Origin of the sequence: Micrococcus sp. GbtcB5, assembly GCF_019091605.1 — a bacterium.
Classification (GTDB): Bacteria; Actinomycetota; Actinomycetes; order Actinomycetales; family Micrococcaceae; genus Micrococcus; species Micrococcus luteus.
In genome coordinates this window covers 123,412-136,420 of record NZ_JAGXJK010000001.1, presented here as the reverse complement: position 1 = coordinate 136,420, position 13,009 = coordinate 123,412, and the positions used below count along the sequence as shown (strand labels likewise).

14 protein-coding genes are annotated in these 13,009 nt (G+C 75.0%); 4 read left to right on the top strand and 10 right to left on the bottom strand.

The features are described from left to right. From KVS67_RS00645 to clpS, 4 genes are read right to left on the bottom strand one after another with little or no spacing between them, the layout of a single operon-like run. The gene (locus KVS67_RS00645; protein ID WP_041103211.1) at positions 1 to 816 is read right to left on the bottom strand and encodes an MBL fold metallo-hydrolase; all 816 of its coding nucleotides are present in this window, start codon (positions 814 to 816) and stop codon (positions 1 to 3) included. Next, positions 813 to 1,745: a glutamate racemase gene (murI, locus tag KVS67_RS00640; protein ID WP_041103213.1), complete on the bottom strand. Its 933-nt coding sequence runs from the start codon at positions 1,743 to 1,745 to the stop codon at positions 813 to 815. The genes KVS67_RS00645 and murI overlap by 4 nt, the downstream gene beginning before the upstream one ends. Beyond that, positions 1,742 to 2,509, bottom strand: coding sequence for a DUF2017 family protein (locus KVS67_RS00635; RefSeq protein WP_036313009.1), 768 nt, complete (start codon positions 2,507 to 2,509; stop codon positions 1,742 to 1,744). The genes murI and KVS67_RS00635 overlap by 4 nt, the downstream gene beginning before the upstream one ends. An 8-nt stretch (positions 2,510 to 2,517) precedes the next feature. Continuing rightward, entirely contained in the window at positions 2,518 to 2,880 is a 363-nt protein-coding gene (gene clpS, locus KVS67_RS00630; RefSeq protein ID WP_002857236.1) for an ATP-dependent Clp protease adapter ClpS, read from the bottom strand. Positions 2,881 to 2,944: 64 nt separating this feature from the next. Here clpS and KVS67_RS00625 point away from each other — a divergent pair, with 64 nt between their 5' ends. The 3 genes from KVS67_RS00625 (at position 2,945) to KVS67_RS00615 (ending at position 5,487) form a co-directional block, all read left to right on the top strand. Then, a complete protein-coding gene (locus tag KVS67_RS00625; RefSeq protein WP_036313014.1) occupies positions 2,945 to 4,297 on the top strand; it encodes a nicotinate phosphoribosyltransferase in 1,353 nt (450 codons plus the stop codon). A gap of 3 nt (positions 4,298 to 4,300) precedes the next feature. Then, positions 4,301 to 4,984, top strand: a complete 684-nt coding sequence (locus KVS67_RS00620; protein ID WP_036313018.1) for an isochorismatase family protein — start codon at positions 4,301 to 4,303, stop codon at positions 4,982 to 4,984. Positions 4,985 to 5,133: 149 nt separating this feature from the next. Beyond that, positions 5,134 to 5,487: a GNAT family N-acetyltransferase gene (locus KVS67_RS00615; protein ID WP_060973990.1), complete on the top strand. Its 354-nt coding sequence runs from the start codon at positions 5,134 to 5,136 to the stop codon at positions 5,485 to 5,487. A 55-nt stretch (positions 5,488 to 5,542) separates the two neighbouring features. On the opposite strand, the gene KVS67_RS00610 is transcribed toward KVS67_RS00615, so the two are convergent. The 5 genes from KVS67_RS00610 to KVS67_RS00590 all read right to left on the bottom strand — a co-directional run bounded on the left by KVS67_RS00610 (position 5,543) and on the right by KVS67_RS00590 (position 11,161). Then, on the bottom strand, positions 5,543 to 7,363 hold the full coding sequence (locus tag KVS67_RS00610) for a DEAD/DEAH box helicase (RefSeq protein WP_081097748.1): 1,821 nt from the start codon (positions 7,361 to 7,363) through the stop codon (positions 5,543 to 5,545). Continuing rightward, the gene (locus tag KVS67_RS00605) at positions 7,356 to 7,700 is read right to left on the bottom strand and encodes a DUF3039 domain-containing protein (RefSeq protein ID WP_010079007.1); all 345 of its coding nucleotides are present in this window, start codon (positions 7,698 to 7,700) and stop codon (positions 7,356 to 7,358) included. The genes KVS67_RS00610 and KVS67_RS00605 overlap by 8 nt, the downstream gene beginning before the upstream one ends. 23 nt (positions 7,701 to 7,723) lie before the next feature. Beyond that, positions 7,724 to 9,325 (bottom strand): hypothetical protein, encoded by a 1,602-nt coding sequence (locus KVS67_RS00600; RefSeq protein WP_060973991.1) that lies wholly within the window; start codon positions 9,323 to 9,325, stop codon positions 7,724 to 7,726. Then, positions 9,316 to 10,140 (bottom strand): ABC transporter ATP-binding protein, encoded by an 825-nt coding sequence (locus KVS67_RS00595; protein WP_060973992.1) that lies wholly within the window; start codon positions 10,138 to 10,140, stop codon positions 9,316 to 9,318. The genes KVS67_RS00600 and KVS67_RS00595 overlap by 10 nt, the downstream gene beginning before the upstream one ends. Positions 10,141 to 10,204: 64 nt before the next feature. After that, positions 10,205 to 11,161: a co-chaperone YbbN gene (locus tag KVS67_RS00590; protein WP_230956233.1), complete on the bottom strand. Its 957-nt coding sequence runs from the start codon at positions 11,159 to 11,161 to the stop codon at positions 10,205 to 10,207. 125 nt (positions 11,162 to 11,286) lie between these two features. Here KVS67_RS00590 and KVS67_RS00585 point away from each other — a divergent pair, with 125 nt between their 5' ends. Then, the gene (locus KVS67_RS00585; protein ID WP_041103224.1) at positions 11,287 to 12,609 is read left to right on the top strand and encodes an AI-2E family transporter; all 1,323 of its coding nucleotides are present in this window, start codon (positions 11,287 to 11,289) and stop codon (positions 12,607 to 12,609) included. Between the two features lie 33 nt (positions 12,610 to 12,642). Here the strand turns inward: KVS67_RS00585 and KVS67_RS00580 are convergent, their stop codons facing one another. Then, entirely contained in the window at positions 12,643 to 13,002 is a 360-nt protein-coding gene (locus tag KVS67_RS00580; protein ID WP_041103226.1) for a hypothetical protein, read from the bottom strand. Between the last annotated feature and the right edge of the window lie 7 nt (positions 13,003 to 13,009).

Below are 13,009 nucleotides of genomic sequence, written 5' to 3'. Positions count from 1 at the left end.
TCAGACGCCGTAGCTCAGCCCCGAGACGGCGACGGCCAGCGGGCCGTCGTACACCGCGCGGGCCTCCTGGACGGCGCGCTGCGGATCGTTCCACACCGGCAGGTGTGTGAGCAGCAGCTTCCGGGCCCCGGCCTGCGCCGCCGTCTCGCCGGCCCGTCGGCCGGTCAGGTGGACGCCGTCGATGCCGTCGTCCCGGCCCTCGTGGAAGGCGGCCTCGCACAGGAACACGTCCGCGTCCCGCGCGGCCTCGACGAGCCCCTCACACGCGTCGGTGTCCCCGGAGTAGGTGAGCACGCGGGTGGTGACGTCGCCGTCGTCGTCGACGCGGTCCACCTCGACCCGGATCGCGTAGGCCTCGTCGATGGGATGGCGCACGGGGACCGGGGTGAACCGGAACGGACCGAGCCGCTCGGGGCGGCCGGCGGCCCAGCACCGGAACTCGAAGTCCTGGTGCATCCCCGGCTCGGGGTCCATCCCGTACGCCTCGGCGATGCGGTCGGCGGTGCCGGCGGGTCCGTAGACGGGCAGCCGGCCGCGTCCCCAGCCGGCCGGGTTCCAGCGGATGGCCACGTGCATCCCGCACAGGTCCATGAAGTGGTCCGGGTGCAGGTGGGAGAGCAGGATGCCGTCCAGGTCCTCGAGCTCGACGTAGCGCTGCAGCACGCCGAGGGCGCCGTTGCCGAGGTCGAGCAGGATCCGCCACGTGCGCGGGGTGACGCCGTCCTCGGCCACGCCCTCGGCGGTGAGGAGGTAGCACGAGGCGGGCGAGCCCGGGCCGGGGAAGGACCCGGAGGCCCCGATGATGGTCAGCTTCACGTCACACCCTCCTGCTCGGGGCCCGGCCGGACGGAGGCCGCCGAGCGCGTCGGGACCGGCGCGGCCGCGGGGCGGGGCGCGCCGATCGTCTCCAGGCGTCGCACGGACTCGACCTCGGGTCCGAGGAAGCGGCGCGCGAGGGCCTGGAAGTGGTCGGGGTCGCCGGTGGCGGCGAAGCGGTGGCGGGTGGCCTGGCCGGAGCCCGCGGCCGAGTGGGGGTGCTCGAGGCCGAGGCGGACCAGCTCCCGGTAGAGGTCCTTGGCGGTCTCCTCCGCGGAGGAGACGAGCGTGACGTCCTCCCCCATCACGAGGGAGAGCGCGCCGGTCAGCAGCGGGTAGTGGGTGCATCCCAGCACGAGGGTGTCCACGCCCGCCGCACGCAGCGGGGCCGTGTACTCCCGGGCGGTCTCCAGCAGTTCGGGGCCGGTGGTGATGCCGGCCTCCACGAACTCCACGAACCGCGGGCACGCGACCGAGGTGATCTCGAGGTGCGGGGCGGCCGAGAACGAGTCCTCGTAGGCGCGGGACCCGACGGTCGCCTCGGTGCCGATCACACCGATCCGGCCCGTGCGGGTGGCTGCCACGGCGCGGCGCACGGCGGGCTGGATCACCTCGATCACGGGGATGCCGTGGCCTCCCGTGTAGCGCTCGCGGGCGTCGCGCAGCACGGCGGCCGACGCGGAGTTGCACGCGATCACGAGCGCCTTGACGCCGCGCGCGACGAGCTCGTCCATGATCGCCAGGGCGAGGGCCCGTACCTCGGCGATGGGCCGCGGGCCGTACGGCGAGTGCTCCGTGTCGCCCACGTAGAGGATGGACTCGTGGGGCAGCTGGTCCATGATCGCCCGGGCCACGGTCAGCCCGCCCACGCCCGAGTCGAACACGCCGATCGGCGCGGCGGCGTCCACGGCGGCGCGCTGGCCGCTCACTGCTCGCCCTCCGCGTCCCCGGCGCCCGGCGCGGACTCGTCCGAGCCCTCGGGCAGCTCGCTGAGCATCTCCGTCATGAGCGTCTCCAGCAGCCACGAGGTGAAGTTGTAGAGCAGGGCCATGGTGGACTCGACGTCCTCCGCGCTGCGCCAGTCGTCCACGGCGTGCACGCGGGCGGCGTCCTCCTCGGTCTCGACGCCCAGGCGGGCCGCGAGGACGAGGCGCACGTCGTTGAGCGCGCGGCCGAAGGCCGGCGCCTGGTCGTGCGGGACCTCCACGCGCGTCGAGCGCAGCAGCTCGAGTGCCAGGCGCGCGTCCGCGAGCTTCCCCTCCGACAGGGCGTCCTCGGTCAGGGCCCGGTGGGCGCCCTGTTCGGCGGCGCCGGCCTGGGGCATCGCATCCGGCAGGAGGCGTGCGACGGCCGGGTCGGTGGGGGCCGAACGCTGCGGCTCCGGGTCCTGGCTCAGGTGCAGCCCGGAGACCAGCCCCCAGAACGCGGCGTCGGACGCGTCCAGCCCGGCCACGGGGCCCGCGTCCTGCGCGGCGGACACGGACGGCGGCGCCGCCGGGGGATCTTCGGGCGTGTCGACGCCGTCCTCGGCGGCCGGGGCCTCGGCGGGGTCCGCCTCGGCGGGGCGCACGTCCGCGCGTCGGCCCTCGAGCAGGGCGACGACGTCCCTGACCAGCCCGCGCAGCAGGCGCACCTCCGGCAGCTCCAGCTGCGCCGTGTACCCCCGCCGCGTCCAGCGGAACCGTTCTGCCATGCCCCTCCTCAGTCCTCCGCCTGCTCCAGCGTGGCCCACAGCCCGTAGCCGTGCATCGCGCCCACGTGCAGCTCGGCCTTCTCCTTGGTGCCCGTCGCCACCACGGACCGGCCCCGCTCGTGGACCTCGAGCATGAGCCGCTGCGCCTTGGCCGCGGAGTAGCCGAAGTGGGTGCGGAACACGTAGGCCACGTAGCTCATCAGGTTCACCGGGTCGTTCCACACCACCACGTTCCACGGCCGGTCCCGGGCTGTGTCCTCGTGAGGCCGCTCCAGCAGGGCGGTGTCGGTGGCGCCGGCGGGGACGGACTCACCCGGCGCCGGACGCACGGCGCGCGGCGCGGACGGATCGTGGCGGGTCAGCACGGACATGCGCCCCAGTGTACGAGGCGGGCGGGCCAGGACCGGCCCCGCCACGGTCCACTAGGGTGGGGGCGTGAGCCAGAACCCCGTGCCCAGCGCCCCGCGGACCGCCGACGACTGGCAGATCCCCACGGCGCTGATGACCGACCACTACGAGCTGACCATGCTCCAGGCCGCGCTGAAGGCCGGCACCGCGCACCGCCGCTCCCGCTTCGAGCTGTTCACCCGACGCCTGCCCAGCGGCCGCCGCTACGGCGTGGTGGCCGGCGTGGGCCGCGCGCTGGAGGGCCTGTCCCGCTTCCGGTTCGACACGCCCGAGCTCGACTTCCTCGCGGACACCACCGCCCTCGACGACGCCACGCTGGCCTGGCTCGCCGACTACGAGTTCACGGGTGACATCGTGGGCTACGCCGAGGGCGAGGCCTACTTCCCGCACTCCCCCCTCCTGCAGGTGGAGTCGACGTTCGCCGAGGCGTGCATCCTGGAGACCTACCTGCTCTCCATCTACAACTACGACTCCGCCGTGGCCTCCGCAGCCTCCCGCATGACGGCCGTCGCGGACGGCCGCCCGTGCGCCGAGATGGGCTCGCGCCGCACGCACGAGGAGTCTGCCGTGGCCGCCGCCCGCGCCGCGGCCATCGCGGGCTTCACCGCCACCTCGAACCTCGAGGCGGGCCGCCGGTACGGCATCCCGACCGTCGGCACCGCCGCCCACTCCTTCACCCTGCTGCACGACTCGGAGCGCGCCGCCTTCGAGGCCCAGGTCGCCGCGCTCGGGGCGGACACCACCCTCCTCGTGGACACGTATGACGTGGAGCAGGGCGTGCGCACCGCGGTCGAGGTTGCCGGCCCGGCCCTGCGGAACGTCCGGGTCGACTCCGGCGACCTCGTGATCCAGGCTCACCGCGTGCGCGAGCTGCTCGACGAGCTGGGCAACACCGAGACCGGGATCATGGTCACCTCGGACCTGGACGAGTACGCGATCGCCGCCCTGCGCTCCGCCCCCGTCAGCTCGTACGGCGTGGGCACGCGCCTGGTCACCGGGTCCGGCGCGCCCACCGCCTCCATGGTCTACAAGCTCGTGGCCCGCCAGGACGACGACGGCACGTGGGTGGACGTGGCCAAGGCCAGTTCCGGCAAGGCCAGCCGGGGCGGCCGCAAGGAGGCCGCGCGCCGCCGCGACCCGCGGGGCCGGGCCACCGCCGAGGTGATCGGCGTCAACCGCGGCGCCGCGCCCGACGCCGACGACCGTCCCCTGCTGCACCGTTTCGTGCACGCCGGCGAGCTGGCCGAGGGCTGGACCGGCCCCGAGGCCGTCACCCGCGCCGCCGAGCGGCACGCCGCCTCCCTGCGCGAGCTGCCCGCCTCGGTGGGCCGCCTGCAGCCGGGCGACCCCGCCATCCCGACCATCTTCCTGGAGGACTGACCCATGGAGAACCTGAACCGCGCCCTGGTGATCGTGGACGTGCAGAACGACTTCTGCGAGGGCGGCGCCCTCGGCGTGACCGGCGGCGCCGCCGTCGCGGCCGGGGTCAGCGAGCACCTGGCCGAGCACGCGGACGCCTACGCGTCCGTGGCAGCCACGCGCGACTGGCACGTCGACCCGGGCACGCACTTCGCCGCGGCCACCGGCGCCGAGCCGGATTTCCGCACCACCTGGCCGGTGCACTGCGTGGCCGGCACCGCCGGCGCCGAGCTGCATCCCGACCTGGACGCCGAGCACCTCGACGCCGAGTTCCTCAAGGGCCTGCACACGGACGCCTACTCCGGCTTCGACGGCGCCCTCGGCGAGCCCGACGCCGTCCCGACCGGGGCCGCGGGCGAGCGCCCCTCCGGGACCGTCGGCCCGTACGGGGCCACCGCCGTGGCCGCGGCCGCCGTCGAGTCCGGCGCCCCCGGCCTCGACGAGTGGCTCCGTGAGCAGGGCGTGGACGCGATCACCGTGGTGGGCATCGCCACGGACCACTGCGTGCGCGCCACCGTGCTCGACGCCCTCGACGCCGGCTACGAGGTCACCGTGCTGACCGACCTGGTGGCCGGCGTCGACGAGGCGGCCGCCCAGGCCGCGCTCCACGAGATGGAGGCCGCCGGGGCCATCCTGGCGACCTCGTGAGCGGGTTCGGCCCCGAGCGGCACCGGCGTCGCCTCTGAGGCGCCGCACGCCGAGACAGTGACGAATGTCACTCGATGCGGCATGATGGAGGCACGCGGCCCCGGCGGGCGTGCCGGAGCCGGTGCCCGACGCAGACGAGGAGAGCAGCCATGACCGACTCCCCCATCGCCGCAGACCGGGACGGCATCCGCTACCTCTCCGGGGTGATCCCCGCCGCCGACGGCGGCCGTCTGGTCGGTCTGGCCCGCGTGGTCTCCGACGGCCACACCATCGCCTACCTGCAGGACATCCTCGTGGATCCGGGGCACCAGCGCCGCGGCATCGCCTCCGAGCTGCTGCGCCGCATCTTCGCCCGGTTCGGCCATGTGCGTCAGCACGTGCTGCTCACGGACACCGAGGAGCGCCAGCGCGCCTTCTACGAGGCCCATGGATTCCGTGAGTCCCGTGACGTGGAGGGCGACGAGCTGCGCGCCTTCGTGCGCTTCCAGTCCCGGGACGGCTGAACCCGGCGCTCAGGTCGGCACGGCCCGCGGGCGCCCGCCGCGCTCCCGACGGACCTCAGGTCCGGCCGACGAACCACCCGCGCAGGGTGCTCAGCCGCTTCTCCAGCTGCTCGCGGGAGGCCTGGGCCACGGCGGGGCCGCCGGAGATCTCCCGCAGGCGGTTGTGGATCACCCCGTGCGGCTGGCCGGAACGGGCCGCCCAGGCGGACACCGTCTTGGACAGCTCGGAGCGCAGCTCCTTCATCCGCCGGTGGTCCACGACGTCGGCGGGCTCGGCCGCCTGCGCACGCGGCCGGCGCTGGATCTGCTCGGCCTGCCGCTGCCGCAGCAGGGCGGAGACCTGCTCGGCGTCCAGCAGGCCCGGGATGCCGAGGAAGTCCTGCTCCTCCTCCGAGCCGACGGCGCCGCCGAGGCCGAACTCGCCGCCGTCGAAGAGCACCTTGTCGAAGCTCGCCCGGGACTCGAGGGCCTCGAACTTCTCCCGCGTCAGCGCGTCCGAGCCGCTCTCGGCCCGGTTGGCCTCCGCGATGAGGTCCTCCTCGGGGGCGTCCTCGAGGTCCTCGACCTCGACGGCGCCCTCCTTGCGGTCCAGCGCGTGGTCCCGCTCGAGCTCCATCTCGTTGGCCAGCAGCATGAGCGCGGGCACGGACGGCAGGAACACCGAGGCGGTCTCCCCACGCCGGCGGGAGCGCACGAAGCGGCCCACGGCCTGGGCGAAGAACAGGGGCGTGGACGTGGACGTGGCGTACACGCCCACGCACAGGCGGGGCACGTCCACGCCCTCGGACACCATGCGCACCGCCACCATCCACCGCTCGTCCGACGCGGCGAACTCCTCGATGCGATCCGAGGCGCCCTTGTCGTCCGAGAGGATCACGGCCGGCCGCTGGCCGGTCAGCGCCTCGAGCTGCGCGGCGTACGCGCGCGCGTCCTGGTGGTCCGTGGCGATCACGAGACCGCCGGCGTCGGGCACGTTGCGGCGCACCTCGCTGAGCCGCCGGTCGGCCGCGCGCAGCACGGACGGGATCCACTCGCCCGCCGGGTCCAGCGCGGTGCGCCAGGCGGAGGCGGTGATGTCCTTCGTGGCGGCCTCGCCGAGCTGAGCCTCCATGACCTCGCCGGTGGAGGTCTTCCAGCGCATCTGCCCGGAGTAGGCCATGAAGATCACCGGGCGCACCACGTGGTCCCGCAGCGCCGGGCCGTAGCCGTACGTGTAGTCCGCCTTCGACCGCTCGATGCCGTCCGCACCGAGTTCGTAGCGGACGAAGGGGATGGAGGCGGTGTCCGAGCGGAACGGGGTGCCGGTCAGGGACAGACGCCGCGTGGCCGGCTCGAACGCCTCACGGATGCCCTCGCCCCAGCTCAGGGCGTCGCCGCCGTGGTGGATCTCGTCCAGGATCACCAGCGTCTTGGCGGCCTCGGTGCGGTTGCGGTGCAGGACGGGCTTGTTCGCCACCTGGGCGTACGTCAGCGCCACCCCGCGGTACTCGGCGCCGTGCCGCCCGTCGGCGTTCTTGAAGTTCGGGTCGATCGCGATGCCGACGCGCGCGGCGTTGTCCGCCCACTGGCGCTTGAGGTGGTCCGTGGGCGCGACGACGGTCAGCCGCTGCACGACGCCGGAGTCCATCAGGATCTTGGCCACGCGCAACGCGAACGTCGTCTTGCCCGCGCCGGGGGTCGCGACCGTCAGGAAGTCCTGCGGGGCGGTCTGGAGGTAGCGCTCCAGCGCCTCCTGCTGCCACTGGCGCAGCTTGGGGGCCGTCCCCCACGCCGCGCGCTCGGGCATGGCGGGGGGAAGGTCCTCGCCGATGTGGAACAGGTCGTGCTGGACGCTGCCGTCCGGGGTGCCGCTCGTCAGGGAGCGGCCGTCAGCCACGGCCGCGGCCTCCGAACCAGCCACCGCGCTTGCCGCCGCCGTCGCCGTCGCCGCCGTCCTGCGGCTCGCGCAGGCCCTCGTAGATCTCCTTGCACGTGGGGCACACGGGGAACTTGTTCGGGTCCCGGCCCGGCACCCACACCTTGCCGCACAGGGCGATCACGGGGGCACCGGTGACGGCGGACTCCGTGATCTTCTCCTTGCGGACGTAGTGGGCGAAGCGCTCGTGGTCGCCCGGCTCGATCTCCTGGCGCAGCTCCTCACGCTCGAGGACGGACGTGCCGCCGCCGGCGGGCGCGAAGGGGTCGTTCAGGTCGGGTTCGCCGGTCACACTCATGCGGGCCAGTCTAGCCGCGCCCCTCAGAAGGCGGCCACGGCCTGGTAGGTCTCGGCCTGCGCGCGGTCGTACCAGCGCGCCCCCAGGCGCACGCCCAGCCACAGCGCGACGGCGCCCCACGCGAGCCCGAGCGCCACCGTCACCCAGCCCCACACGGCGGCCCCGGTGGCGAGCCGGACGACGAAGGGCACCAGGAACGGCACCGCGAGCGCCAGGCTGACCAGCATCGCGGCGCCCTGGACGAGCATCGTGCGCATGGCCGCGCCCTGCGGCGTCGCGAACGGGCTGTCCCCCGGCTTCGGGACCGGGTAGACGAAGCGGGCGGAGACGAACGCGGACAGCCCGGCGGTCGTCCCGAACAGGCCGAGGGCCAGGCCCAGCATCGGCGCCAGCAGGGACCAGTCCCCCGCCGCCGCCACCGTCGCCGTCGTCACGAGCAGGATCATCGGCACGCCCCAGCCCGCCAGGCCCAGGACCCGGCCCCAGCGGTCGTCCACGCCCCGCACGCCCGAGACGACGTGCAGGTGGAACGCCGTGTGGTCGTAGGCGATGTCCGCGGAGATCGAGTAGGCCAGGGACCAGGCGGTGATCGGCCCGAGGACCAGCAGCAGGCCCAGTCCGGGACCCCCCTCCCCGGCCATGCCCCCGGTGAACCACAGCAGGACGGCCATGAGCGGGATGATGATGAGCCCGGCCGCGTACCGCGGGTCAGCCAGCCAGTAGCGCTGGGCGCGGGCCGCGATCGCGGTGCGCGGGCCCGTGGCCGGTCGGCCCAGCCAGCGCAGCGGCGTCGGGTCCGCTCCCGCGGCGACGCGGCGGGACCGACCGCCGCCCACGGCCACCGGCTCCACGGTGCGGCGCACGGCCAGGTGCCACAGGGCCAGGGCGGCCAGGCACCAGGCGGCCGCCACCGCGAGGTGGAGCGCGACGGCGGCGCCGCGGCCCTCGGCGACCGCCCACGCCGCGGCGGGGCCCGCCCCGAACGGGGTCCACGCCGCGCCGCGGGCGATCTGGGGCGCGATCGCCAGGAAGTCCTCGAACGACGCGATGGCCCGCGAGAGGGCGAGGCCGCCGAGCATGAGCGGGATGAACAGCAGGACGGAGACGACGTCCCGCACCCGACGCCGGCTCGCGTAGGCGGCCAGGAGGCCGGCGAGACCGGAGCCGATCGCCACGGCGGTCACCGCGGTGAGCGCGCCCCCGACCAGGCCCACCGCCAGCGCGGCCGGCCGGTCCCACCAGCTGGCCCCCAGGCCCACCAGCACGGCCAGCGTGGCGAGCCCGACCGGCGTCGTGAAGGCGCTCAGGACCAGCCCGGCGATGAGGGTGCGGGCCGGGACGGGGAAGAGCACGAAGCTGTGCGGGTCGAGAGTGGCGTCGACGCCCGTGACGAACGGCGGGATGACGAGCCAGGCGAGCACCACGACGGCGGCGGCCAGCACGGTCGTGGCGCCGCGGGCCTCGTCCGGCAGGGCGGGCAGGCCCGTGACGAGCAGCGTCACCGCCACGGCGGCCATGCCGAGCACGTACAGCGCGCCGAGCACGCTCATCACCAGGGTGAACGGGGACCGGCGCCACTGGTTCAGGGTCAGCGTCCAGCGCAGTCGGACGAGCGTCAGAGCCATGCCAGCCCCTCCGAGCCGTGGCGGCCGCCGACGAGGTCCACGAAGCGGTCCTCGAGGTCGCGCCCGTCCCGGACCTCCTCGAGCGTGTCGGCGGCCCGCAGCGTCCCGGCCGCGATCACGGCGACGTGGGTGCACATGCGCTGGACGAGGTCCATCACGTGGCTCGAGACGATCACGGTGCCGCCCCGCTCCACGTACGAGTGCAGGATGTCCCGGATGTTCGCGGCGGAGACCGGGTCCACGGCCTCGAACGGCTCGTCCAGGACGAGCAGGTCCGGGGCGTGGACCATGGCGGCCGCCAGGGACACCTTCTTGGTCATGCCGGCGGAGTAGTCGGCCACGAGCTTGCGGCCGGCGTCCTCCAGGTCCATCACCCGCAGCAGGTCCGTGGTCCGCTCGGCCACGGTGTCCGCGTCGAGCCCGTGCAGCAGCCCGGCGTAGGTCACGAGCTGCGCGCCCGTGAGGCGGTCGAAGGTGCGCACGCCGTCGGCGAGCACGCCGACCCGTCGCTTGGCCTCGAGGGGCTGCTCCCACACGTCGACGCCGTGGATCCAGGCGCGGCCGTGGTCCGGGCGCAGCAGCCCGGTGGCCATGGACAGGGCGGTGGTCTTGCCCGCCCCGTTGGGCCCGACCACCCCGAAGAACGATCCGGCCGGGACGTCCAGGTCCAGCGCGTCGAGCGCCAGCTTGTCCCCGAACCGCTGGGTCAGCCCGCGCGTGACGAAGGCGAGGTCCGGATCGGGGGCGTCCACCGCGCGACGACGGGCGGCGGCCGCCAGGTGGGCGGGGGCAGGCTCGGGCGCATGCGGAGTCATGCCTGGGACGTTACCCACCGTCAAGCGGACACGGCGTCCTCCTCAGGGATGAACTGTGGGTCCCTCAGAACAGCGCTGCGGCCAGCCGACGCCGCGAGGCCTGCACACGGGGATCGTCCGTGCCCACCACGGTGTAGAGGTCCACGAGGTGGGCGCGCGCCGTCTCCCGGTCGTCGCCGGGGTGGAGGGCGATGAACCGCACGAGCCGGGCGAAGGCGTCCTCCACGTGGCCACCGAGCACGTCCAGGTCGGCGACGGCGAGCTGGGCGGCGACGTCGTCCGGGCCGTCCGCGGCGGCCGCGCGCACCGCCGCGGCGTCGGCGTCGCGGGTGCGCAGCATGAGGCGGGCCGCGGACAGGCCCTGCTGGGCCACGGCGTCCGCGGGGCTGTCGGCCAGCGCCGCCTCCCACGCCGAGACGGCCCCGGGCAGGTCGTCGGCGGCGAGGGCCTCATGGGCGGCCCGGTGCAGCGGCGGCACGGGCGGGGCCTCCGCGGCCGCGGCGCCGGCGTCCTGGCGCGCCGGAGCGACGGGGGGCACGGTGCCGGCGACGCCGTTCTGACGGGCCACCTCGAGGATCTCCCCCATGAGCTGGCGCAGCGTCTCCTCCGGCACCTCCTGATTGACCAGCGGCACCGGCTGCCCCGCCACCACGGCCATGACCGCGGGGCCGGCCCCCAGGCCCAGCGCCTGCAGCACGGTGGGCTCCTTCGCCACGTCCAGACGCGCGAGCACGAGCCGTCCCGCCTGGGCGTCGACCGCGTCCGCGAACTGCCGGTAGAGCGCCTCGCTCGCCGCGTCCCCGGGCACGTGCAGGTGCAGCAGCACCGGCACCTGGGCGGAGAGCTGGACCAGCTGCTGCAGCAGACCCTGGTCGGCGTCCGCGATCACCCACGAGCCGCCGCCGGCGCCGGCGTCGGCCCCCGGGGCGGTCCGCCCGGCCGGGGCCGGGGTGCCGAGCGAGGACAGGTCGACGGCGCCGCGCAGGTGGGACGGGGCGTCGGAGGGGGGCTGGGCGGTCACGTCGGTCACGATCCTTCCGGTCCGGGTCCGCCCCGTCGCCGGGGCGAGAGGCGTTGTCACTGCGCCCCACGGTAGCCTCCCCGGCGCGGCGCGGTCAGGCCGGGGCCCTGACGTACGCTGAGCGCGTGGAGGAGAAGGAGACCGCATCCGGCCCGGACGCCGCCGGCGTCGCCGACGTCCGCGCCCCGGCCGAGCCCGAGGGCACCGAGCAGCCGCCCGTGGCCGGCATCCCCGTGGAGCCGGTCGGGGTGGCCGCCGCGCCGCCGTCGCACGGGCCGACGCCCGCCGGGCGTCGTCGACTGCCCCGCCTGGGCTCCGTCCTGCGGCGGCGCCGACCCTTCCTCGAGGAGGACCGGGTGGACCCCGAGTCGGTCCCCGTCGACGGCGCCGAGGATCCGGCGGTCGCGGCCGTGGCTCTCGAGTCCCCCGTGCTGACCGGCTTCCTGCTCGCGGTGGGCGTGGCCCTGGCCATCGGCGTCGTCTCGGTGCTGCGCACGAACGGACACCTCATCGTGTGGATCGCCGCGGCCCTGTTCATCGCCCTGGGCCTGGATCCGCTGGTGCGCCGGGTCGAGTCCTGGGGCGCGCCCCGCTGGGTCGGCGTGCTCACGGCCGCGCTCGGCCTGGCCGCCGTGGCCGGGGCGTTCGTCGCCCTCCTGGTCCCCACGGTGATCGAGCAGTCCACGCAGCTGGTCCAGGACCTGCCGGCCATCATCGACGGGGTGATGACCGCCGAGTGGTTCGTGCAACTCGACGAGGAGTTCCACCTCCAGGAGGCCGTTCGCGCCCAGACCGAGCGCCTCGCCGCCGACGGCGTCGCCGTCACCGACCTGTTCGGCGGGCTCCTCGGCTTCGGCCAGACCGTGCTGAACGCCGTCTTCTCGGTGCTCGTGGTGGTCGTGCTGACGCTGTACTTCCTCTCCTCCCTGCCGCACATGAAGTACTGGGCCTACCGGCTCGCACCGCGTTCGCGCCGGCCCCGGATCGAGGCGCTGTCCGAGCAGATCACCTCCTCGGTCGGCCACTACGTGATGGGCCAGTCCTTCGTGGCCGCCCTCAACGGCGCGGTGGCGTTCACGGCGCTGGCCATCGCCGGCGCCCCCTTCGCCGTCCTGCTCGCCGCGATCGCCGCCTTCATGGCGTTCATCCCGCTGGTGGGCGCCGCGATCGGCGGTACGCTGCTGACCCTCGTGAGCCTGCTGACCTCGTGGCAGACCGCCGCCGTGTTCGCGGCCATCTACTTCGTCTACCTGCAGATCGAGGCCTACGTCATCTCGCCGCGTGTCATGGCGCGCGCGGTGTCCGTGCCGGCGGCCGTGGCCGTGATCGCGGTGATCGCCGGTGGCGCGCTGCTGGGCGTCCTCGGCGCCCTCATGGCGATCCCGCTCGCCGCCGCGCTGCTGCTGCTGGTCCGCGAGGTCTTCATCCCCCGCCAGGACGCCCGGTAGGCCCACGACGGCGGCGCGGCCCGGACCGCGCGGTCAGCGGCCCGGTCGGGTGCGCCAGCACACCGGGTGCCAGTGCCGCCGGTCCGCCCCCGCGTCCTCATCCCCCATGATCCAGTCGGCGCGCCAGGCCACGAGGTGCGCCTGGCCCTGCCGGATCACCTGACCGCAGCCGGGGCACGTGTAGTCCTTCACCGCGCGCCACGCGGGGATCTGCCGGACGTGCCATCCGCCGTCGGACCCGGACTGGCGCGAGTAGCCCGCGTCCAGGCCGAGGAGCTCCTCGAGCGGGTCGGCGCGCCCCGGCGACGGCCGGGACCGCCGGGAGGCGCCGGAGGCCCCGCGCTCGCTCCGCCGAGGCGCGGACGAGCGGCGGGGGCGGTTCGAACGGGGCATGCCTCCA

Coding starts and splice junctions, on each gene's coding strand:
- KVS67_RS00635 (WP_036313009.1), bottom strand. CDS start 2,509: ATGGCAGAACGGTTCCGCTGGACGCGGCGGGGGTACACGGCGCAGCTG.
- clpS (WP_002857236.1), bottom strand. CDS start 2,880: ATGTCCGTGCTGACCCGCCACGATCCGTCCGCGCCGCGCGCCGTGCGT.
- KVS67_RS00620 (WP_036313018.1), top strand. CDS start 4,301: ATGGAGAACCTGAACCGCGCCCTGGTGATCGTGGACGTGCAGAACGAC.
- KVS67_RS00615 (WP_060973990.1), top strand. CDS start 5,134: ATGACCGACTCCCCCATCGCCGCAGACCGGGACGGCATCCGCTACCTC.
- KVS67_RS00605 (WP_010079007.1), bottom strand. CDS start 7,700: ATGAGTGTGACCGGCGAACCCGACCTGAACGACCCCTTCGCGCCCGCC.
- KVS67_RS00600 (WP_060973991.1), bottom strand. CDS start 9,325: ATGGCTCTGACGCTCGTCCGACTGCGCTGGACGCTGACCCTGAACCAG.
- KVS67_RS00595 (WP_060973992.1), bottom strand. CDS start 10,140: ATGACTCCGCATGCGCCCGAGCCTGCCCCCGCCCACCTGGCGGCCGCC.
- KVS67_RS00580 (WP_041103226.1), bottom strand. CDS start 13,002: ATGCCCCGTTCGAACCGCCCCCGCCGCTCGTCCGCGCCTCGGCGGAGC.